Raw genomic sequence first — 20030 nt, forward strand, 5'->3', positions numbered from 1 at the left:
CCCGGCAGCAGCGATACGTCAGGCCTGGGCGGCCAGTACACGGCGCTCCCAGGGAGTGATTTCATCAAAGAAGCTGGTCAACTCCATGGTCTTCGAAGCGATGTAGCCTTCGATGAACTCCGACCCGAACAGTTCCCTCGCCAACTGGCTACGTTTCAGACGCTCCAGCGCGGCGTGCAAGGTACATGGCAAGGCCAGATTATCCGGCACGGCGAACTCCCCCTGGATTGCCGCGCTCGGCTCCAGCTCCTGTTCGATGCCGTGCAAACCCGCGGCCAGACTGGCGGCGATCGCCAGATACGGATTGGCGTCGGCGCCCGGCAAGCGGTTTTCGACCCGACGTGCGGCCGGCGAGCTGGCGGGAATACGCAAGCCGGCGGCGCGATTGTCATGGGACCAGCAGGCATTGTTCGGCGACGCGTACGGATGACACAGGCGCTGATAGGAATTCACGTTGGGCGCAAACAGTGCGGTGAAATCGGCGAGGCCTGCCTGTTGCCCGCCGATGAAGTGGCGGAACATCGACGTCGGCTCGCCGTTCGAGTCAGTGAAGACATTCTTGCCGCTGCCGATCTCAACGATGCTCTGGTGAATATGCATCGAACTGCCCGGCGTGTGCGCCAGCGGTTTGGCCATGCACACCACGCTCAGGCCATGCTTGAGCGCGACCTCCTTGAGCAGATGCTTGAACAGGAACGTCTGATCGGCCAGCAGCAGCGGATCGCCGTGCAGCAGATTGATCTCGAACTGGCTGACGCCCATTTCATGCATGAAGGTGTCGCGCGGCAGGCCGAGGGCGGCCATGCATTTATACACTTCGCTGAAGAACGGCCGCAGGCCGTTGTTGGAACTGACGCTGAACGCCGACTGGCCATCCTCGCGGCGGCCGTCGAGGCCCACCGGCGGACGGAACGGCTGAGTCGGATCGGTGTTCGGTGCGAAGACAAAAAACTCCAGCTCGGTCGCCACCACCGGCGCCAGACCGTGCGCGGCGTAACGGGCGATGACCGCTTTGAGCTGACCACGGGTCGAGAGACTTGAGCTCCCCCCGCTCAGTTCGTCGGCGTCGCAAATCGCAATGGCGCGCGGCTCGTCGCTCCAGGGCAAACGGTGAATCTGCGCAGGATCGGCAACCAGCGCCAGATCGCCGTCATCGCTGCCGTAGAACCGCGCCGGCGGATAGCCGCCCATGATGCATTGCAGCAGCACACCCCGCGCCAACTGCAAACGCCGCCCCTCGAGGAAACCCTCGGCGGTCATCACCTTGCCCCGTGGCACACCGTTCAGATCCGGGGTGACACATTCAATCTCATCAATGCCGGTCAATCGCTGCGCGAGTGAACCCTGGCCATCGGTTGTCATGACGCAATCCTTGTTGTTGTGCGAGCCGCGAACGGCGACCCGGACAAAATAGGCTGCGGCTGTTCGGAATATCAAGCAGCGCCCACAAAAATCCCCATCTTGTGCAGGAGCCGTAGGAGCTGACGAGTGCAACGAGACTGCGATCTTTTGATCTTGCTTTTTAAAATCAAAAGATCGCAGCCTTCGGCAGCTCCTACACCAGACCTCAGGGCAAGTAGAGGCTGAACACTCCTCCGCCCAACGGCCCGCCATTGCTGATTTCGGTGCGCCCTTCCACGCCGTTGCGCTGATGCAGCGCCGCGATGCGATTGGCGAAATACAGACCGAGGCCAGTGCTGCCGCTGCTGTGATTGATGCCCTGCACATAATCGGCCTGACGCTCGAGCATCTCTGCTGGATAGCCGTCGCCGTCGTCGTTGATGCTCAGCACCAATTGCCCGGCTTCGTCGCTGACGGTGATCAGCAGCGACTCGCGGGCGTAACGGATCGCATTGTTGATGCAGTTGCCGAGCACCGAGGCGATCAGCTCGCGATCAAAGAAACCCAGCGGGCTCAACGGGTCGACTTCATAAGTGGCGATGATGCCGCGACTGGCAAACACTTCCTGATGCGCGGCCAGTTGCGCCTCGATGAAATCGTCGAGTTCGTGATACGCCGGCTGCAGCGGCAACTGATTCACGCCAAGTTTGTACAGCCCCAGCAACTGCACGAGCATGCCGTTGAGGTGGGCGAACTCGAAGTCGATCACGCCCTGCTCCGAGCCGTCGCGCAGCTCTTTCGGCAGACGCGCCAGCCATTGGCTGTGCGCCTGCATCAGCATGGCCAGGGAGTTCTTCATGTCGTGAACGGTGGAGGCAATCACCGTGGAAAAATCCAGCGCCGGATCTATTGGGTTCATTCGCCAAACGCCTTGCTTTTCAGCTTCTGATAACGCGCAAACCGCGCGTCGGTGTCGGGCATCAGGCCCACCAGTTTCAGGCAGGCCCGACATTCTTCCAGCTCCGCCGACGGCACACTGGTGTCGGTGCCGTGCAGCAGCGACTGGGCCAGGTTCAGCGCGATACTGATGTTTTTCGGTTGCAGCTTGAGCGCCTTGCGGAACACTTCGCGGGCCTCGACCAGATTGCCGGTCTTGTACACCCGCACGCCCTGACGGTTGAGATCGGCCGCAGCGTTGCTCGAACTGAGAATCGTCGGATCGTCGGTGAGCTTGGCGATGTCTTTCATCACCGCCGGGTCATCACCGTAGATCTCCGCGCAACTCTTGAGCATCGAAGTGCCCGCCTCGGCCTGACCGAGCATCTGCAACTGCTTGGCCACCAGCAACGCCGCCTCGGGACTCATGAATTGCTCCATGCCATCGAGGCGCATCAGCGCCTGTTCGGTGAGCTTGTCGGCGGTTTCGGCGTCGTTGAGCAACAGGCTGGTGGCTTTCATCAAACGCGCACGAATCTGCAGACCGGGGTCGCTCGGGTTTTCTTTGGCCACAGCGCTGAGGGTGGTGTTGATCTCCAGTCGCGTACGCGTGTCGAGCCCGCGATCGCTACCCTTGCTGATCAGCGCGTGCGCCAGGCCGAGATTGCTTTCCGGGTCCTTGAAACGCGACTGCGCGCCCTGCGCCACGGCCTGACGATAAGCCCGCGAGGCGGTTTCGAAATCTTCGTTGGCCATCGCCAGTTTGCCAAGCAGCGCCTGACGGCGCACCGCCAGCGGCGACAGGCGAATCGCTTCTTCGAGCACCCGCTGCGCGCCTTTGCTGTCGCCTTCGGCCACCAGCACATCGGCCATGCCGTCATAAAGCGCCGGCATCATCGGGAACACTTTCAAGGCCTTTTCATAGACCTCTTTGGCCTGCGAGACCTGCCCGCGCTTGAACAGCAACTTGCCCAATCCAGCGAAGGCCCACGGCAATGGACGGTCGGCAATGATGCCGTCGTAGAGCCGCTCCAGCGCTTCGTTCTGGTTCATGTCACGCAGGGCGTCGGCGCGGTAGCGCAGGCACAGCGGCGAATAGCGGATGTCCTGCTTGCACAAGGCAATACAGGCATTGAGCACCTCGACCGGCTTACCGCGATCAAGGGCCTGAAGAATCGGTTTGAGCAAAGTCTTACGTTGCTCCAGACGCTCAAGGCGCTGGGCCAGCCCGGAACGGTTGAACGGCTTGGTCAGGTACGCATCCGGCTCGTGCTCCAGCGCGCTGAGCACCATCGCCTGACTGGTCTCAGCGGTGACCATGACGAAAACGGCTTCGTGACTGATGAGCTTTTCCGACATCAGGTCTTCGAGCACCTGCTGGCCGTTCTTCTTGCCGTCGCCGAGGTGGAAGTCCTGAAGAATGAAATCGTAGGACTTCTGCGAACACATCTTCAGCGCCTGCTCGCCAGTGTCGGCAGTATCGACATCCTTGACGCCGAGCTCACGCAACATCGAACGCACGGAACTGCGGAAATCGGAAAAATCATCGACGATCAGAAAGCTTTTTTGGTGATACGACGACATCGAAGATTTCCAGGCAATTGAAGAAAACGAACCGAGGCGATTTCAGGCGCGCAGATGATAGCTGGAGGCCATGCGCCATCAAGCGATTTCGCTGGAGTCTGAACTCACCGTTCGGGTTATCGGCCAAAAGTGCCGGGGCCTGAGGGTGGAGCTTCAAGAATGTTGCCTGGAGTATTACTCTGCGCGCCTGCTCAAGGATTTGCATAAGGACTGAATCGTGTACATCAAGGGACGCTACATCCTGTCAGCGTGTTTGCTTGTCTTTATCCAGCAAGCGACAGCGGCGGCGATGGATTGCAAAAAAGCGGCGAACGACGTGGAAAACATGATTTGCGCGAATAAATCGCTGTATGAGCTAGACGCGCAGATGGGCACGCTGTATCGCCAACTGATGTCAGCTGCCACAGCGACGCAACCTGAGCTCAAGCGCACCCAGCGCGCCTGGCTGAAAACCCGCAACGCCTGCGCGGACGATGTCGCTTGCCTGGATGGCAGCTACCGCCAGCGACTGCAAATATTAAAGGCACAGTGGACACAAGCCGTGGCGTGGCAGCCGGACACCGTGGATGTTCAGGCGATGAACGATCTGCAGGAGAGCATTCGTGCCGAGAGCAAAGGCCACCCGGAATTTGCGCTGGAACATGCCTTGGCCGCACGGGCTTTCGAGTCTTCGCAGACATCGTTCGCGGGCGATCCAGTCGACAGCTACGGCGAGCAAACCAGCTTCCCCAAGTCGCGCCCCAAAGGCGTGAGCGAGGACGAATGGAAAGCATTGAACGCCTCAAGCATCGAAGGTGCCGCCGAGACCGGACGGTCTTCCTACGCACTGCTGGATCTGGACCATGATGGCCAGCGCGACCTTATCGTCGACACATACGCAGGCGGCACCGGCTTGTTCACCTACGTGGAAACCTGGCGCCGCACGGGCGAGCGGTTCGTCAAAAGATCGGTCGAGCCGGAAAGCTCGCTGTTCTACACCAACGACCGTGGCGCCAATCAGGCAATCAGCTGGATCAAGCTTCACGACAGAATCTATGCCGCCTACCGAAACGGCGCCTACGGTGTCGACAACCTGTATCTGCTCAATCCGCTGAAGGTCAATCGTCAGGTGCCGACGGTGTCCGTGCGTTACAGTTACGCCCTGCAGGTGCCCACGACTCAACATAAAGAGGACGGCACCAGCACCTACGAGCTTGACGCGGATCTGCACGAGGCACTCAACCAAGCCATCACTCAGGCAATGAAAATCGCATCGGACTCAAACCCTGACGCGCCCCTTTGCCCAATTCCTCCCACGGGTGCCGGAGACGACGATTACTACAGCTACGGTCCAGGGCACTACACCATCGAAAAGATCGCCGATTTGCCGGTAATGATCGGCGGCGAATGCTACATCGGGGCGCTGATTGACTGGTTCGGAAGTTACAGCGAAAAGACGGGGTTATTCGCTCAACTGGCCGTGCGCAAGCCGGGCGTCGAGGCGAGCGGGACTACTTACGAAGTCCACGGCCGTCGGCATGTCACCGACGTCAGCAGCACTCTCGGCAAAGTCGAACTGAACGGCGACTGATCGTCAGTCAGCACCGGCGCAGGATGATCCGCTGCAACCGCAGAGGTGGAACCCCGGAGTTTGTAACAGTGCAGAACGCCTGTTCGTCGACCAAACCAAAAAGCCCCGTCGCAATGGATAAATGCGACGGGGCTTTTCGTTTTCAAGAAGTGGTGTCCCAGGCGGGGTTCGAACCTGCAACCTTCCCCTTAGGAGGGGGATGCTCTATCCAATTGAGCTACTGAGACACTGATTGAAGCGCGCTGTACGCGGGGCGACAGACGGCGTGCATGTTAACGGCCGGCCCCTGTTTTGTCATGTCGTCCGTAGGGCTTTTTAAGTGTAGGCAGGCGCCGTGCAAGATTGCGGGAACTTTTACCGGGCAATTTGCACTACGCGAAAAAGCGGTCATTGCAGTTTGCAATCAGTGCCGCCCGAAAAACCTTACCAAACCCTTGTTTTTAAAGGACTTATCAGCCGTTACACTGTTGGCACGGCGACTGCTATGGCTGTTCTATCAAAAAGAACAATTTGGAGCGTCGTGCCATGAACAGCACCCTCTTGCTTGCAAACGCAGCGGCATTGGCCTTCTTGCTCGGATCGCATTTTTTTCCCAAGGCGGACATCGAGCAGCCAGTGGCGCAGCGCATGCCGCATTACTTGCAGGTGCAGAAAGCGCCGCAGTGGGCGGTGCTGAGTGATCGGAGCGATGCCTCTACGCAAATGGTCAGCGAGCCTGAGCTAGCCTCGGCGCCGACCACCGAACGTCTGGTTTTTTGAAATATCTTCAGGAGTACAACATGTCCAAATCAGCGACGGGATTTCTGATCCTCGCTTTACTGAGTGGCGTTACCCATCTGGCGCTGTTCGAGGAGACGGAAGTCACCTTGCCTCTGGTTGGCTGTGGCGTGTTTGCGGTGCTGTTTGTGCTGGCGCTGATTGCAGGGCGCAAGATCAAGTTTGATCCGGTTCTGCGTTGAGCCGGATCAGCTCAAGTAATGCAGAGACAGCTTCAGCAAGATCAACAGAATTTTCGATCTGATGAACGGGGCTGTCGCTGGATCTGCGGTCTTTGAACAGTGCGTTGCGCGCGAGTCTTGCGTCGATTTGCTCAGGGGTTTCCCGGCCACGCTTGAGCAGGCGCTTACGCAGGACCTCATCGTTGACTGTCAGCAGAACCGGCACCAGCGTTGGATATTTCTCCATTGCTTGACGCAGGTTCGCTCTCGACCCGTTAACCAATACGTGCCGGCCCGCTTGCAACCATTCATCCATTTCCCTTGGGATGCCGTAAGAGAGGCCGTTGGCTTGCCAGGCTAAGGAAAAAGCGCCAGCGTGCTGTCGCCGGTCGAACTCTTCAGGCGTCACGCCGATTGCATCTTCGCCGACTGACTCCGCCGATCGGGTAATCACCCGGCGCATCACTTCACAGTTCAACTCACGCAGTGGCTCACGCGCTGCTTCGATTAGGCTGTCCTTGCCCGAACCGGACGGCCCCATCAGGTAAAAAAGCTTGCCATCCATCCCGAAAACGCCCTCCGACGGGTCCTGCCTCTAGTAAATCGGCAAATTGCCACTATCCTGTACACATAGGGATCAAGAATAGCGAGCCGCATAGCATGCACGTTCTAAGGTCTTCGGACATCAACAGATGTGCATGCGAAAGCGGGCAGCGATACGGAAGGATGGAAAGTTTTCCAACCAGTCCGCATTTCTGACAACTGGTGCTGGCATTACGCCTTTACCCGGCTCAATATTTGTCACAGAATTGACGCCAATGATCTGGCAATTTTGAGGCATGATGCCGGCCTCTTAACAATTCAGGTTGAACCAATTGGTCCGGATGCTTGTCCTACCACACATCCTGCGGCCAATCCCGAGAACCGCTCCCCTGAACTAACCGGTTAAATATATGCGCCCATTGAAACAGGCAATTTATTCCAGCCGTACGGCTGACAAGTTTGTCGTACGTCTGCCAGACGGAATGCGTGAACGCATTGCCGAGGTGGCTCGCAATCATCATCGCAGCATGAACTCCGAAATCATTGCGCGCCTTGAGCAGAGTCTTATTCAGGAAGGCGCACTGGGCGAAGAGCTGAGCATGCGCCTGGACAGCCCGGAGCTGTCGCTGCACGAGCGCGAGCTGTTGCAGCGCTTCCGTCAGCTGTCGCACCGTCAGCAGAACGCCCTGGTGTCGCTGATCGCCCACGACGCTGAAATGGCCGCAGACGCGTCCTGAGTTATACCGAACATATTGAAGCCAGCATGATTGCTGGCTTTTTTTGTCTCGATTTCGAGTTTTCTCAGGTACAAAAAAGCCCGTCAATTTGACGGGCTTTTCATTGCAACTGATCAGAGCAGGAAGATCGTCGCCAGGCCGAGGAAGATGAAGAAGCCACCGCTGTCGGTCATTGCGGTGATCATCACACTGGCACCCATCGCCGGATCGCGGCCCATCTTCGCCAGCGTCATCGGAATCAACACCCCCATCAACGCCGCCAGCAACAGGTTGAGTGTCATCGCCGCCGTCATTACCACGCCGAGTGACCAACTGCCGTAGAGCATGTACGCGACCACACCGATCACCCCGCCCCAGACCAGACCATTGATCAAACCGACCGCCAGCTCTTTGCGCATCAAGCGCGAAGTGTTGCCGGTGCTGACCTGATCCAGCGCCATGGCGCGCACGATCATGGTGATGGTCTGGTTACCGGAGTTGCCACCGATACCCGCCACGATCGGCATGAGCGCCGCCAGTGCCACCAATTTCTCGATCGAACCTTCGAACAGACCGATCACCCGCGATGCCACAAATGCAGTGATCAGGTTCACCGCCAGCCACGCCCAACGGTTACGCAGGGATTTCCACACGGAGGCGAAGATATCTTCCTCTTCGCGCAGACCGGCCATGTTGAGGACTTCGCTTTCGCTTTCCTCACGGATCAGGTCGACCATTTCATCGATGGTCAGACGGCCGATCAGCTTGCCGTTCTTGTCGACCACCGGCGCGGAGATCAAGTCGTAACGCTCGAACGCCTGAGCAGCGTCGTAGGCATCTTCGTCCGGGTGGAAGCTCACCGGATCGCTGGCCATCACTTCCGCGACCTGCTTCTCCGGATCGTTGACCAGCAGACGTTTGATAGGCAGCACGCCCTTGAGCACGCCGTCGTAATCGACCACGAACAATTTATCGGTATGACCGGGAAGCTCTTTGAGGCGACGCAGATAGCGCAGAACCACTTCAAGACTGACGTCCTCACGGATCGTCACCATCTCGAAGTCCATCAGCGCACCGACCTGATCCTCGTCATAGGACAGCGCCGAGCGCACGCGTTCGCGCTGCTGGTTATCCAGACTCTCCATCAACTCATGGACAACGTCTCGCGGCAGCTCGGAGGCCAGGTCAGCGAGTTCGTCGGCGTCCATGTCCTTGGCGGCAGCCAGGAGCTCGTGATCGTCCATGTCGGCGATCAGCGTTTCACGGACGGAATCGGATACTTCGAGAAGAATGTCGCCGTCGCGGTCGGCCTTGACCAGTTGCCAGAGCGTCAGACGATCGTCCAGCGGCAAGGCTTCGAGAATGTAGGCGACGTCGGCGGAGTGCAGATCATCGAGCTTGCGTTGCAGCTCGACGAGGTTTTGCCGGTGAACCAGGTTTTCCACGCGGTCGTGGTGCGGACCTTCCTGGCGATGAGTCAGGTCTTCAACGACACGCTGGCGCTGCAGCAATTCGACGACCTGAGCCAGGCGGTCCTGCAGGCTTTCCTGTGTTTTCTTTACTTCGATTTCGGACATAGGCGAACTCCACTCCCAGCAGCGGGGCACGCCGGAAGGATCAATCAGTCAATTCATGATTGGTGAAACGGTTTACTGAACAACTACTGGGTAAGTCCATGGAGGTTTTCCATAAGCCCCGGCGGGGCTGACGGGCGCAATGATACACGCCTGACGGTTTAAAACGTTGAAAAAATCACGGCTGAAACAAGCGCTTGCGAAACAAACCTGAGCGCCTGCCTGACCCGTGCAAATGCGACGACTCATCTTGAAAAGAAAACACACCGGCAATGCAAAAAGCAGCGACTAACCTTGAGCGTAGATCGTCACGGAGGACATCGAATGCCAGCAAAACCAGCGCTTTTTCTACTGACCGCCCTGCTCCACATCACGCCTGCCAACGCCACCACACTTCATCGCTGCCAGGCTGCTGACGGCAGCGTCACGTTTACGTCGATGAGCTGCGCAACTGGCGAGCAACTCTCAATTCAGGAGGTCCACCCGTATTCACCCGGCTGGGTCGCAATCATGCCGGAGTTCAATCACGAAGCTGTGACCGGCATGAAAGACAGCGGACGCGAACCGGGCATCGTCGGCGGCACTGAACATAAATGTGGAAACCTGATCGACAACAGACAGCGGCGCGAAGCGATCATCAACCGCCGAGTGATTGCCGGCATGAGTCAGCGGGACGTCGAAAGCGCACTGGGCAAGCCCGACAAGATCAACACCCGCACATCGACCACGAGCTATCGTTACGACCTCAAGCGAGGCCGCAGTGCTCAAATTGATTTTGATGAAAGAGGCTGCGTGAAGGGAAAAGCCAAATCCCGGACAGCAAAAAGCCCGCGTTAAACGCGGGCTTCTTGGTATATGGTGCACTCGACAGGATTCGAACCTGTGACCGCTCGGTTCGTAGCCGAGTACTCTATCCAGCTGAGCTACGAGTGCATTTTGTGTTTTTAAACCAGACCACAACTGGCTGAAACCGAGTTACTCACCTTACAGCAAATAACTCTTAAATGGTGCACTCGACAGGATTCGAACCTGTGACCGCTCGGTTCGTAGCCGAGTACTCTATCCAGCTGAGCTACGAGTGCATTTGTTGCCGCGCATTATAGGCCGTCTAATCTCTATGTCAAACACTTTTTCTAGTAATTTCAACAACTTACAGAAGAAGCCAGATTACGACGTACTAAGCAAATAATGGCGGAGAACGGGGGATTCGAACCCCCGACACCCTTTTGAGGTGTACTCCCTTAGCAGGGGAGCGCCTTCGGCCACTCGGCCAGCTCTCCGCAACACGGGGCGTATATTAACCAGCTTCTTCCCCGTTTGCAAACATAAAAATCGATAAAAATTAATGGCTTGGTTCTTCGTCCTTCTCTTTCTTTATACGCAGGTAAATTTCCTCACGGTGCACCGCAACCTCTTTCGGAGCGTTGACGCCGATACGCACCTGGTTTCCTTTGACGCCGAGCACGGTCACGGTGATTTCGCCGTCACCGATAATCAGGCTTTCCGCGCACCGACGAGTCAGAATCAGCATACCTTTCTCCTTACGCCATTCATTTCAGGGACAACAGTCTGCAAAAAAAAGGCACCCGACCTACAACCGCAGCGATCGTAGCCCTACATGCCTGAGTATTGACCAGCGCGAGCAAAAGAACAGTTCCGGGGCTCGCGCCATTCAAAAATAAAGGGCGCGGTCAGACCGCGCCCTTCACAGAATCGGATTACTCGCCCTGACGGGCCGGAGCATCCAGTTCGAAAGCCGTGTGCAGCGCGCGCACGGCCAGTTCCAGGTACTTCTCTTCGATCACCACGGAAACCTTGATTTCCGAAGTCGAGATCATCTGGATGTTGATGCTTTCTTTCGCCAGGGATTCGAACATGCGGCTGGCCACGCCTGCGTGGGAACGCATGCCGACGCCGACGATCGAGACCTTGGCGATCTTGGTGTCGCCAACCACTTCACGGGCACCGATTTCGCGAGCGGTGTTTTCCAGCACGGTCTGTGCAGCCTGGTAGTCGTTGCGGTGCACGGTGAAGGTGAAGTCGGTGGTGTTATCGTGCGCGACGTTCTGCACGATCATGTCGACTTCGATGTTCGCGGCACTGATCGGGCCGAGAATCTTGAACGCCACGCCCGGGGTGTCTGGCACGCCACGGATGGTCAGCTTGGCTTCATCGCGGTTGAAAGCGATGCCGGAAATGATCGGCTGTTCCATGGTTTCCTCTTCATCAATAGTAATGAGGGTGCCCGGACCCTCCTTGAAGCTGTGCAGTACGCGCAGCGGAACGTTGTACTTGCCGGCGAATTCCACCGCACGGATCTGCAGGACCTTGGAACCGAGGCTGGCCATTTCCAGCATCTCTTCGAAGGTGATCTTGTCCAGACGCTGAGCGACCGGCACCACACGCGGGTCGGTGGTGTAGACACCGTCGACGTCGGTGTAGATCTGGCATTCATCCGCCTTCAAGGCCGCCGCCAGTGCCACGCCCGTGGTATCGGAACCGCCGCGACCGAGAGTGGTGATGTTGCCGTGCTCGTCGACACCCTGGAAACCGGCGACAACCACCACGCGACCAGCCTTCAGATCACCGCGAATCTTCTGGTCATCAATCTGCAAGATACGCGCTTTATTGTGCGCACTGTCGGTCAGGATCCGTACCTGATTACCGGTGTACGACACCGCCGGCACACCGCGCTTGATCAGCGCCATGGCCAACAGGGCAATCGTCACCTGCTCACCGGTGGAGACGATCACGTCCAGCTCGCGCGGAACCGGTTGCGCCTCGCCACTGATTTGCTTGGCCAGATCGATCAGACGGTTGGTTTCGCCGCTCATTGCAGACAGCACAACCACCAGGTCATCGCCGGCATCGCGGAATTTCTTAACCTTGTCGGCGACCTGCTCGATTCTCTCGACAGTGCCGACCGAGGTGCCTCCAAATTTCTGTACGATCAAAGCCATTTCAAAGCCGCCTCTGCCCATGAAGGGCGCCCAATAATCTTTCGAACAGTCGCCAGGCCCGCCACTAGACTGCGGGCCTGGCGAGCCGTCTTATAAAGCCTGCTCGACGAATGGAACGGTCAGCGCCAGTGCGCCATCCAGCGCAGCGGCATCGACACCACCGCCCTGCGCCATGTCCGGACGACCACCGCCCTTCCCGCCCACTGCCGCAGCAGCCTGTTTCATCAAATCACCGGCTTTGAGTTGGCCAGTCAGGTCCTTGGTTACGCCTGCAACCAGTACGACCTTTTCCTCATGGACACCGCCGAGCAGGATCACTGCGCGGCCGAGTTTGTTTTTCAGCTGATCGACCAGCGCCAGCAGCGCCTTGCCATCCTGACCGTCCAGACGGGCGGCCAAAACCTTCACATCCTTGACGTCCACCGCCGAGGCCGACAGATCGTCGCCCGCCGCGCTGGCTGCCTTGGCCTGCAACTGCTCGAGTTGTTTCTCCAGCAGACGGTTGCGCTCCAGTACCGCCGAGAGCTTGTCGATCAGGTTGTCGCGGCTGCCCTTGACCAGGCTGGCCGCTTCCTTGAGTTGTTCTTCCGCCGCGTTCAAGTAGGCCAGCGCCGCAGCGCCAGTGACTGCCTCGATACGACGCACGCCCGATGCCACACCGCCTTCGCTGATGATTTTCAGCAGGCCGATGTCGCCGGTACGGTTGGCGTGGATACCGCCGCACAGTTCGACCGAGAAGTCGCCCATGCTCAGCACGCGCACGCTGTCGCCATACTTCTCGCCGAACAGCGCCATGGCGCCTTTGTTCTTCGCGGTTTCGATGTCGGTTTCTTCGGTTTCAACGGCGGAGTTCTTGCGAATCTCGGCGTTGACGATGTCTTCCAGCTGCTTGATCTGCTCTGGTTTGATTGCTTCAAAGTGGCTGAAGTCGAAACGCAGACGCTGACTGTCGACCAGCGAACCTTTCTGCTGTACGTGCTCACCGAGCACCTGACGCAGCGCGGCGTGCAGCAAGTGCGTAGCCGAGTGGTTCAGCGCGGTGGCGTGACGCACTTCGGCGTCGACGTGGGTTTCCACCGGCGCGCCGATGGTCAGGCTGCCCGAGGCCAGCACACCGTGGTGCAGGAATGCGCCGCCGGTCTTGGTGGTATCGCGCACGTCGAAGCGGCTGCTGCCGGCCTGAATGAAACCGCAGTCGCCGATCTGGCCACCGGATTCGGCGTAGAACGGCGTCTGGTTGAGCACGATCACGCCTTCCTGACCTTCGCTCAGCACGTCGACCGACTGACCATCCTTATAGATGGCAACGATTTTCGCCGAGCCGCTGGTGGCGGCGTAACCGGTGAACTCGGTGGCCACGTCGACCTTGACCAGGGTGTTGTAGTCCAGACCGAACGAGCTGGCCGAACGCGCGCGAACACGCTGCGCTTCCATCTCGCGCTCGAAGCCGGCTTCGTCAACGGTCAAGCCGCGTTCGCGGGCGATGTCGGCGGTCAGGTCCATCGGGAAGCCGTAGGTGTCGTAGAGTTTGAACACCACGTCGCCCGGCACCACGGTGCCTTTGAGTTCGGCCAGATCCTGCTCGAGGATTTTCAGGCCGTGTTCCAGGGTCTTGGAGAATTGCTCTTCTTCAGCCTTGAGCACGCGCTCGATGTTGCTCTGTTGCTTCTTCAGTTCCGGGAAGGCCTCGCCCATTTCGGCAACCAGTGCGGCAACAATTTTGTAGAAGAAGCTGCCGGTGGCGCCCAGCTTGTTACCGTGACGGCAGGCCCGACGGATGATCCGGCGCAGCACATAACCGCGACCTTCGTTGGACGGCAGCACGCCGTCGGCGATCAGGAAACCGCAGGAACGGATGTGGTCGGAAACGACTTTGAGCGACGACTGATCGCCGTTTTCGCAGCCGATCGCTTCAGCCGAAGCCTTGAGCAGGTTCTTGAACAGGTCGATGTCGTAGTTGGAGTTGACGTGCTGCATCACCGCACTGATCCGCTCCAGGCCCATGCCGGTGTCCACCGACGGCGCTGGCAGCGGATGCAATACGCCATCGGCGGTGCGGTTGAACTGCATGAACACGTTGTTCCAGATCTCGATGTAGCGGTCGCCATCTTCTTCCGGCGAGCCCGGCGGGCCGCCCCAGATGTGCTCGCCGTGATCGTAGAAAATCTCGGTGCACGGGCCGCACGGGCCGGTATCGCCCATGGTCCAGAAGTTATCGGAAGCGTACGGCGCACCCTTGTTGTCGCCGATGCGGATCATGCGCTCGGCTGGCACACCGATTTTCTGTGTCCAGATGTCATACGCTTCGTCGTCGGTGGCGTAGACGGTGACCCAGAGCTTTTCCTTCGGCAGCTTGAGCACGCCGGTGAGGAAGGTCCAGGCGAAGGTGATCGCGTCGTGCTTGAAGTAGTCGCCGAAGCTGAAGTTGCCGAGCATTTCGAAGAACGTGTGGTGACGCGCGGTATAACCGACGTTTTCCAGGTCACTGTTCTTGCCGCCGGCGCGCACGCATTTCTGGCTGCTGGTGGCACGGGTGTACGCACGTTTTTCCTGGCCCAGGAAGCAGTCCTTGAACTGGTTCATCCCCGCGTTGGTGAACAGCAGGGTTGGGTCGTTGCCCGGAATCAAAGAGCTGGAGGCTACACGGGTGTGGCCTTGCTCTTCGAAGAAGCGAAGGAAGGCTTCACGGATTTCTGCGCTTTTCATTAGGTTCTTCCACGGAGGCTGCGGCCAAAGGCCTGTTCGAAACGTCATGAGACGAAGCGACGGCAAAGGGCCGCATTATATCGGCCCTGCGCGCGGGGTACAGCGTGTTTATACGATAGAAACGGTCAATTGGACGGCTGACGCTGTCACTTGCGTGAAAACTCGACGAATGTCGCGATCACTTGCTCGATTTGCGCGCGGCTGACGTCCATGTGCGTGACCATGCGCAAGCGCGCAGCGGCGCTGAGCCTGATCCCGCGTTCGCCGGCAAAGTCCTTGAGTGCTGCGGCCTTGTCGCCCATTTGCACATAAACCATGTTGGTTTGCACGGGCTCGACGACGAAACCGGCTTCACGCAGCCCCTCGGCGAGCAACTGCGCGTTGGCATGGTCATCCGCGAGCCGTTCGACGTGATGATCCAGCGCGTACAAGCCAGCCGCCGCGAGCAACCCGGCCTGACGCATGCCGCCACCGACCATTTTGCGCAAACGCCGAGCCTTGCCGATCAACTCGGCCGAACCGCACAACACCGAACCCACCGGCGCGCCAAGACCTTTGGACAGGCACACCGATACCGAATCAAAGTACTGAGTGATTTCCCGCGCATCAACCCCGAGCTTGACCACCGCGTTGTACAGCCGCGCGCCGTCGAGGTGCAATTGCAGGCCATGCTCCTGCGTAAAGCGTCGGGCGCGCGCCAGATATTCCAACGGCAGCACTTTACCCTGCATGGTGTTTTCCAGCGCCAGCAAACGCGTGCGGGCGAAATGGAAATCGTCCGGTTTGATCGCGGCCGCAACCTGATCCAGATCCAGCGAACCGTCGGCCTGCACCTCCAGCGGCTGCGGCTGAATCGAGCCGAGCACCGCCGCCCCGCCACCTTCGTACTTGTAGGTGTGCGCCTGCTGACCGACGATGTATTCGTCGCCACGCTCGCAGTGCGCCATCAGGCCGAGCAGGTTGCTCATGGTCCCGGTCGGCACGAATAGCGCGGCGGCAAAACCCAAGCGTTTGGCCAGTTCGGCCTCGAGGCGATTGACCGTCGGATCTTCGCCGTACACATCGTCGCCGGTGTCCGCTGCGGTCATCGCGTCGAGCATGGCGGGAGTCGGTTGGGTGACGGTGTCGCTGCGAAGATCGATAACGCTCATGAACCTGGCCTCTGGTCAGATGGGAAATCCCTTTGTGAAGTGGGATTACTGCGGTCATCGCACAGATTAATCAACCCTAGAACGAGGAAAAATCCCATTCTTCCTCGAGAAGACAAAGCCCATGTGGCAGCGAGCCTGCTCGCGAAAGCGGAGTAACAGTCAGCATCTTCGTTGAATGTGAAGCCGCTTTCGCGAGCGGGCTCGCTCCCGCAGTGTCATGTGCATGGCCGGGAAATATGTGTTACAAACTTGCCGCCGCCCGCCTATGGGCGGCGAAACGTTCTCAGGGCGGGGTGCAATTCCCCACCGGCGGTAATTGCGCGCAATGCGCATAGCCCGCGAGCGCTTGGCGCTGCACACGACTTGAGTCGGGTGCGTCGGCAAGGTCAGCAGACCCGGTGTGATTCCGGGGCCGACGGTCATAGTCCGGATGAAGAGAGAACGGGATCGACGCCAAAGGGCCGTCCGCGTGCATCCGTGCCTGCGTTCGCACCCTTGCATCCCTTTCGATTCATAACGCCCTGTTTTTCACACAAACAGGAGTCAGAACATGCAACCCACCGCTATCGACAGCAAAAGCAAACACCCCCAGGGCGAGCGCGTCGCGTTCATCCAGGCCTGCTGGCACAAGGAAATCGTCGACCAGAGCCGTAAAGGCTTCGTCGCTGAAATGCTGGTGCAGGGTTATCAGGAAGCGGACATCGACTTTTTTGAAGTCGGCGGCGCCTTTGAAATGCCGCTGCACGCCAAGCTGCTGGCCAAGTCCGGCCGTTACGCTGGTATTGTCGCCGCCGCTTTGGTGGTGGACGGCGGCATTTATCGCCACGAATTCGTCGCGCAATCGGTGGTCAGCGGCCTGATGCAGGTGCAGTTGGAAACCGAAGTGCCGGTGTTCTCGGTGTCGCTGACCCCGCATCACTTCCATTCGGGCGAAGAGCATCAGAAGTTCTTCTTCGAGCACTTTGTGCACAAGGGTCAGGAAGCGGCGCGGACTTGCGCGGATACGTTGCAGAAGATTCGCGCGTTGCGTCGCACGGAGCCGCGCGCTGTAGCGGTCTGACTGCACCAGGCCGGGTGGGGACTTAAGCCCCACCCGAATTCAAATGTGGGAGCGAGCCTGCTCGCGAAGGCGCCGTGTCAGCCACCAAAGAAGTTGGCAGACAGTCAGCATTCGCGAGCAGGCTCGCTCCCACAGTGCTTCGCGTTAATCGGAACGTCAGGCGAGGTTTTCGTCGGTGGTCGGGACGATCAGAATGCCGGCGCGCAGGCCGTTCTTGACCTTGGGGTTGGGGAAGATGATCCGCGCGCCCTGCTCTTCGATCACCCAGCGGGTATTGGCCAGATCCTCGGCCAACACATAACCCGGCTCCAGCTCGGAAAAGTTCTCGATATCCGCCGGCAGATTCAGGCGGAACGCATCGCTGTGCTTGATGATTTCCCGCGCCACGCTGAACAGCTGCAAGCCATCCAGCCCTTCTTCTGTCTCCGGCTCAGCGCCTTCGATGATCTGCTTCAGGCGGGTTTCCAGCAGCGAAACGTTAACGCCGTCGTTCTGCCCGAACGGCCGCGCCTTGCCCAGTTCCAGAGTAAAAGCCTCGGCGTCGAGTTTGTCGTAGGTGTACGAACTGAACACGATCGACGGTTTGTTCTGCAGCAGTACCGCCTCCATGCCGGCCGAGCGCAGGCGCGCCAGTTCGCGACGGGAATGCTGGCGCCCTTCCTTCCACGGGTACAAGGCGAACTGTTCGATCTTCGAACCGCGAATCGCCGTGTGCAGGTCGTAGTGCAGACGCTCGCGCTCGGGTTTGCTGAAGAAACTCGCCGCCAGCCGTTCCAGCTCACAGGCGCGCAACGCTTCCGAGCCGCTGCTTTGTTCGTGGCGACCGTTGAACAGTCGATTGACGTCCTGCTCGACGAAACGCTCACCCTTGCGAATCGCTTCCGGGTTGCCGAACAGGAACAGAATGCGTGCGCGCGGCTTCAGATCGCCGCGCGCGATGTCGTGCAGCAGCCGATCGAGCAACTCGATCGGTGCCGTTTCATTGCCATGGATGCCTGCCGACAGCAGCAGGTCCAGGCCATTGTCGCGCGCTTCCGGGGGCCGCACTTCCAGCGCCCCTTCGCTCAACCAGCGCATGCGCACGCCTTCGACAGTCAGTTGAGTCTTCTCCGCCGGTTCGCGGCCGGCGAGGGTCAGTTCAAGCAGTTTGCCGAGGGCGAGCATAGAGCGGTTTCCTTAGTGGTCGTGGTTGCAATCCGGGCCGTGTACGTGATCCTCGTCAGCGCCGAGGTCAGCCGGTTCCATTTCCAGTTGCAGACTTACCAGATTAGTCGCCAATGGGCGCAGCAGCAGGTTGGCGTACTCTTCGTCACCTTCCTCGACGTCCACGCCGATCAGCAGCTGGCCACGGCCGTCCTGCTGGATCCACAGCTCTTTGCCTTGCCACATGACCGCAACGCGGGTGCACGAGGTTTGCAATTGCGTGCCGTCGGTGTCTTCAAGGATCAGCTGCAGGGAATCGCTCATGTTTTTACTCTCTTGGGGTGACACGCCGCGCGCCACGTTCAGGCAGCGCGCTGGCGATCAATTGATCTGGAAGGGATAAACCGCGCCCAGTTTAAGGATTTGCGTCAGTTCATCCAGTGCCGTCCGGCATTCAAGCAACAATTGCGGGTCCGCCAGATCGGTTTCGCTCAGGCGGTCGCGGTAGTGCTTTTCAACCCATGCGGTCAACGAACCGTACAACGGGGCCGTCATGATAACGCCTGGGTTGACCGCCGCCAGTTCGGTTTCATTCAGCGCCACGCGCAGACGCAGGCACGCCGGGCCACCGCCGTTCTGCATGCTTTGCTTGAGATCGAAGACTTTAACTTCGCGGATCATTCCGCCGGAGCTGGTCAGGCTTTGCAGATAAGCCCAGACGCGTTCGTTGGCCTGGCATTCCTGCGGCACGATCAGCAGCATCGAACCGTCAGGACGCGAGAGCAACTGGCTGTTGAACAGGTAGGAACGCACCGCGTCATCCACGGTGACTGCCGAACGCGGCACGCAAACGGACTGGAAGTTACCACCGACCTTGGCCAGTTTGCCTTGCAGTTCGGCGAGCATCTTGTCGGTCTCGAGGAACGCGTCCTCGTGATAGAACAGCACTTCACCGTTGCCCACAGCGATCACGTCGTTGTGGAACACGCCCTGATCGATGACGTTGGGATTCTGTTGCGCGTAGACCACGCCTTCGTCACGCAGACCGTGCAGACGCGCGACGGCTTGCGAGGCTTCGAGGGTCTGGCGTGCAGGGTATTTCTGCGGCGCCGGGAAACGGTTGTCGAACGCACTGCGGCCGAACACGAAAAACTCGACGCCCGCCTCGCCGTACTCACGGCAGAAACGCGTGTGGTTGGCCGCGCCTTCGTCGCCGAACTGCGCCACCGCCGGCAATGCGGCGTGATGGGCGAAGTGCTGTTGATTGGCGAACATCGCGCCGAGCACGCGACTGGTGGTCGGGTGTTCGATGCTGCGGTGATATTTGCAATTGAGATTGGCGGCGGTGAAGTGCACACGGCCGTCAGCGGTGTCGGCACTTGGGCTGACCGTGGCGGCGTTGGCCACCCACATGCTCGACGCCGAGCAACTGGCGACCAGCAGCGGCATCGCTTCCTTGGCGGCGCGCTCGATCACCTGCGCGTCAGTGCCGCTGAAGCCCAGACGACGCAGCGCGGCCACGTCGGGACGTTCCTGCGGAGCCAGCACGCCTTGCTGAAAGCCCATGTCCATCAGCGCTTTCATTTTTGCCAGACCTTGCAGCGCCGCTTCCTTCGGGTTCGAGGATTGCTGACTGTTGCTCTGCGAGGCGACGTTGCCGTAGGACAGACCACCGTAGTTATGGGTCGGCCCCACTAGACCGTCAAAATTGACTTCATAGGATTTCATCAGCGAGGCTCCACGAGAATCTGTTGTTATAGGCTTCAGTAACTATTCTTTGCGACCGAGGCGCGGCCTTCGCGAGCAGG

Annotated in this window: 18 protein-coding genes, 4 tRNA genes and 1 riboswitch; of the genes, 6 read left to right on the plus strand and 16 right to left on the minus strand. The window is 59.1% G+C overall.

Translation table 11 applies throughout. The features are described from left to right. Nucleotides 1-18: 18 nt before the first annotated feature. From J2Y39_RS12165 to J2Y39_RS12175, 3 genes are all read right to left on the minus strand, one after another. Nucleotides 19-1260 carry a glutamine synthetase family protein gene (locus tag J2Y39_RS12165; RefSeq protein ID WP_256809042.1) on the minus strand — a complete coding sequence of 414 codons (1242 nt, stop codon included), beginning with the start codon at nucleotides 1258-1260 and terminating at the stop codon, nucleotides 19-21. Between the two features lie 307 nt (nucleotides 1261-1567). Then, the gene (locus tag J2Y39_RS12170; RefSeq protein ID WP_016773604.1) at nucleotides 1568-2260 is read right to left on the minus strand and encodes a sensor histidine kinase KdpD; all 693 of its coding nucleotides are present in this window, start codon (nucleotides 2258-2260) and stop codon (nucleotides 1568-1570) included. Then, complete coding sequence (locus J2Y39_RS12175; protein ID WP_016773603.1) at nucleotides 2257-3861, minus strand: tetratricopeptide repeat-containing response regulator; 1605 nt, start codon at nucleotides 3859-3861, stop codon at nucleotides 2257-2259. Before J2Y39_RS12175 ends, J2Y39_RS12170 begins: the two co-directional genes overlap by 4 nt. 217 nt (nucleotides 3862-4078) lie before the next feature. On the opposite strand from J2Y39_RS12175, the gene J2Y39_RS12180 reads away from it, so the two are divergent. Further along, nucleotides 4079-5431 (plus strand): lysozyme inhibitor LprI family protein, encoded by a 1353-nt coding sequence (locus J2Y39_RS12180; protein WP_310217810.1) that lies wholly within the window; start codon nucleotides 4079-4081, stop codon nucleotides 5429-5431. A gap of 150 nt (nucleotides 5432-5581) precedes the next feature. On the opposite strand, the gene J2Y39_RS12185 is transcribed toward J2Y39_RS12180, so the two are convergent. Next, nucleotides 5582-5658: transfer RNA gene (locus J2Y39_RS12185), tRNA-Arg, on the minus strand. 298 nt (nucleotides 5659-5956) lie between these two features. Here J2Y39_RS12185 and J2Y39_RS12190 point away from each other — a divergent pair. After that, entirely contained in the window at nucleotides 5957-6190 is a 234-nt protein-coding gene (locus J2Y39_RS12190; protein ID WP_056788077.1) for a hypothetical protein, read from the plus strand. A 20-nt stretch (nucleotides 6191-6210) separates the two neighbouring features. Then, on the plus strand, nucleotides 6211-6390 hold the full coding sequence (locus J2Y39_RS12195; protein WP_016773599.1) for a PA3371 family protein: 180 nt from the start codon (nucleotides 6211-6213) through the stop codon (nucleotides 6388-6390). Here J2Y39_RS12195 and phnN read toward each other — a convergent pair. Next, a complete protein-coding gene (phnN, locus tag J2Y39_RS12200) occupies nucleotides 6365-6934 on the minus strand; it encodes a phosphonate metabolism protein/1,5-bisphosphokinase (PRPP-forming) PhnN (protein WP_056788074.1) in 570 nt (189 codons plus the stop codon). The genes J2Y39_RS12195 and phnN overlap by 26 nt on opposite strands. A gap of 388 nt (nucleotides 6935-7322) precedes the next feature. Here phnN and J2Y39_RS12205 point away from each other — a divergent pair, with 388 nt between their 5' ends. Next, the gene (locus tag J2Y39_RS12205; RefSeq protein WP_003178899.1) at nucleotides 7323-7649 is read left to right on the plus strand and encodes an Arc family DNA-binding protein; all 327 of its coding nucleotides are present in this window, start codon (nucleotides 7323-7325) and stop codon (nucleotides 7647-7649) included. Between the two features lie 113 nt (nucleotides 7650-7762). Here the strand turns inward: J2Y39_RS12205 and mgtE are convergent, their stop codons facing one another. Next, complete coding sequence (gene mgtE, locus J2Y39_RS12210) at nucleotides 7763-9205, minus strand: magnesium transporter (RefSeq protein ID WP_016773597.1); 1443 nt, start codon at nucleotides 9203-9205, stop codon at nucleotides 7763-7765. A gap of 321 nt (nucleotides 9206-9526) precedes the next feature. On the opposite strand from mgtE, the gene J2Y39_RS12215 reads away from it, so the two are divergent. After that, nucleotides 9527-10039: a cell envelope protein SmpA gene (locus tag J2Y39_RS12215; protein ID WP_252868118.1), complete on the plus strand. Its 513-nt coding sequence runs from the start codon at nucleotides 9527-9529 to the stop codon at nucleotides 10037-10039. Nucleotides 10040-10058: 19 nt separating this feature from the next. On the opposite strand, the gene J2Y39_RS12220 is transcribed toward J2Y39_RS12215, so the two are convergent. The 7 genes from J2Y39_RS12220 to ltaE all read right to left on the minus strand — a co-directional run bounded on the left by J2Y39_RS12220 (nucleotide 10059) and on the right by ltaE (nucleotide 16019). Further along, nucleotides 10059-10135: transfer RNA gene (locus J2Y39_RS12220), tRNA-Arg, on the minus strand. Nucleotides 10136-10207: 72 nt separating this feature from the next. Beyond that, nucleotides 10208-10284: transfer RNA gene (locus J2Y39_RS12225), tRNA-Arg, on the minus strand. Nucleotides 10285-10391: 107 nt separating this feature from the next. Continuing rightward, a tRNA-Ser gene (locus J2Y39_RS12230) sits at nucleotides 10392-10482 on the minus strand. Between the two features lie 62 nt (nucleotides 10483-10544). Next, entirely contained in the window at nucleotides 10545-10733 is a 189-nt protein-coding gene (csrA, locus tag J2Y39_RS12235) for a carbon storage regulator CsrA (RefSeq protein WP_002554426.1), read from the minus strand. A gap of 187 nt (nucleotides 10734-10920) precedes the next feature. Then, entirely contained in the window at nucleotides 10921-12162 is a 1242-nt protein-coding gene (locus J2Y39_RS12240; RefSeq protein ID WP_016773595.1) for an aspartate kinase, read from the minus strand. A 90-nt stretch (nucleotides 12163-12252) separates the two neighbouring features. Then, nucleotides 12253-14868 (minus strand): alanine--tRNA ligase, encoded by a 2616-nt coding sequence (gene alaS, locus J2Y39_RS12245; RefSeq protein WP_056788068.1) that lies wholly within the window; start codon nucleotides 14866-14868, stop codon nucleotides 12253-12255. 146 nt (nucleotides 14869-15014) lie between these two features. After that, on the minus strand, nucleotides 15015-16019 hold the full coding sequence (gene ltaE / locus J2Y39_RS12250) for a low-specificity L-threonine aldolase (protein WP_310217814.1): 1005 nt from the start codon (nucleotides 16017-16019) through the stop codon (nucleotides 15015-15017). 275 nt (nucleotides 16020-16294) lie between these two features. Further along, nucleotides 16295-16466, plus strand: a riboswitch (FMN riboswitch). A 103-nt stretch (nucleotides 16467-16569) separates the two neighbouring features. On the opposite strand from ltaE, the gene J2Y39_RS12255 reads away from it, so the two are divergent. After that, entirely contained in the window at nucleotides 16570-17079 is a 510-nt protein-coding gene (locus tag J2Y39_RS12255) for a 6,7-dimethyl-8-ribityllumazine synthase (RefSeq protein WP_024014011.1), read from the plus strand. 156 nt (nucleotides 17080-17235) lie between these two features. On the opposite strand, the gene astE is transcribed toward J2Y39_RS12255, so the two are convergent. Genes astE through astB form a run of 3 tightly spaced genes read right to left on the minus strand, consistent with a single transcriptional unit; the run spans nucleotide 17236 to nucleotide 19950 of the window. After that, nucleotides 17236-18243, minus strand: a complete 1008-nt coding sequence (gene astE, locus J2Y39_RS12260) for a succinylglutamate desuccinylase (RefSeq protein ID WP_310217819.1) — start codon at nucleotides 18241-18243, stop codon at nucleotides 17236-17238. Nucleotides 18244-18255: 12 nt separating this feature from the next. Then, nucleotides 18256-18546, minus strand: coding sequence for a hypothetical protein (locus tag J2Y39_RS12265; RefSeq protein WP_016773591.1), 291 nt, complete (start codon nucleotides 18544-18546; stop codon nucleotides 18256-18258). 57 nt (nucleotides 18547-18603) lie between these two features. Next, the gene (astB, locus tag J2Y39_RS12270) at nucleotides 18604-19950 is read right to left on the minus strand and encodes an N-succinylarginine dihydrolase (RefSeq protein WP_095181525.1); all 1347 of its coding nucleotides are present in this window, start codon (nucleotides 19948-19950) and stop codon (nucleotides 18604-18606) included. Nucleotides 19951-20030: the final 80 nt, after the last annotated feature.

Source organism: Pseudomonas sp. 2957, assembly GCF_031456345.1.
In the GTDB taxonomy this organism is placed as follows: domain Bacteria; phylum Pseudomonadota; class Gammaproteobacteria; order Pseudomonadales; family Pseudomonadaceae; genus Aquipseudomonas; species Aquipseudomonas siliginis.

Coding starts and splice junctions, on each gene's coding strand:
- astB (WP_095181525.1), bottom strand. CDS start 19,950: ATGAAATCCTATGAAGTCAATTTTGACGGTCTAGTGGGGCCGACCCAT.
- alaS (WP_056788068.1), bottom strand. CDS start 14,868: ATGAAAAGCGCAGAAATCCGTGAAGCCTTCCTTCGCTTCTTCGAAGAG.
- J2Y39_RS12195 (WP_016773599.1), top strand. CDS start 6,211: ATGTCCAAATCAGCGACGGGATTTCTGATCCTCGCTTTACTGAGTGGC.
- J2Y39_RS12205 (WP_003178899.1), top strand. CDS start 7,323: ATGCGCCCATTGAAACAGGCAATTTATTCCAGCCGTACGGCTGACAAG.
- J2Y39_RS12190 (WP_056788077.1), top strand. CDS start 5,957: ATGAACAGCACCCTCTTGCTTGCAAACGCAGCGGCATTGGCCTTCTTG.
- csrA (WP_002554426.1), bottom strand. CDS start 10,733: ATGCTGATTCTGACTCGTCGGTGCGCGGAAAGCCTGATTATCGGTGAC.
- J2Y39_RS12175 (WP_016773603.1), bottom strand. CDS start 3,861: ATGTCGTCGTATCACCAAAAAAGCTTTCTGATCGTCGATGATTTTTCC.
- J2Y39_RS12265 (WP_016773591.1), bottom strand. CDS start 18,546: ATGAGCGATTCCCTGCAGCTGATCCTTGAAGACACCGACGGCACGCAA.
- mgtE (WP_016773597.1), bottom strand. CDS start 9,205: ATGTCCGAAATCGAAGTAAAGAAAACACAGGAAAGCCTGCAGGACCGC.
- phnN (WP_056788074.1), bottom strand. CDS start 6,934: ATGGATGGCAAGCTTTTTTACCTGATGGGGCCGTCCGGTTCGGGCAAG.
- ltaE (WP_310217814.1), bottom strand. CDS start 16,019: ATGAGCGTTATCGATCTTCGCAGCGACACCGTCACCCAACCGACTCCC.
- J2Y39_RS12170 (WP_016773604.1), bottom strand. CDS start 2,260: ATGAACCCAATAGATCCGGCGCTGGATTTTTCCACGGTGATTGCCTCC.
- J2Y39_RS12165 (WP_256809042.1), bottom strand. CDS start 1,260: ATGACCGCCGAGGGTTTCCTCGAGGGGCGGCGTTTGCAGTTGGCGCGG.
- astE (WP_310217819.1), bottom strand. CDS start 18,243: ATGCTCGCCCTCGGCAAACTGCTTGAACTGACCCTCGCCGGCCGCGAA.
- J2Y39_RS12240 (WP_016773595.1), bottom strand. CDS start 12,162: ATGGCTTTGATCGTACAGAAATTTGGAGGCACCTCGGTCGGCACTGTC.
- J2Y39_RS12255 (WP_024014011.1), top strand. CDS start 16,570: ATGCAACCCACCGCTATCGACAGCAAAAGCAAACACCCCCAGGGCGAG.
- J2Y39_RS12215 (WP_252868118.1), top strand. CDS start 9,527: ATGCCAGCAAAACCAGCGCTTTTTCTACTGACCGCCCTGCTCCACATC.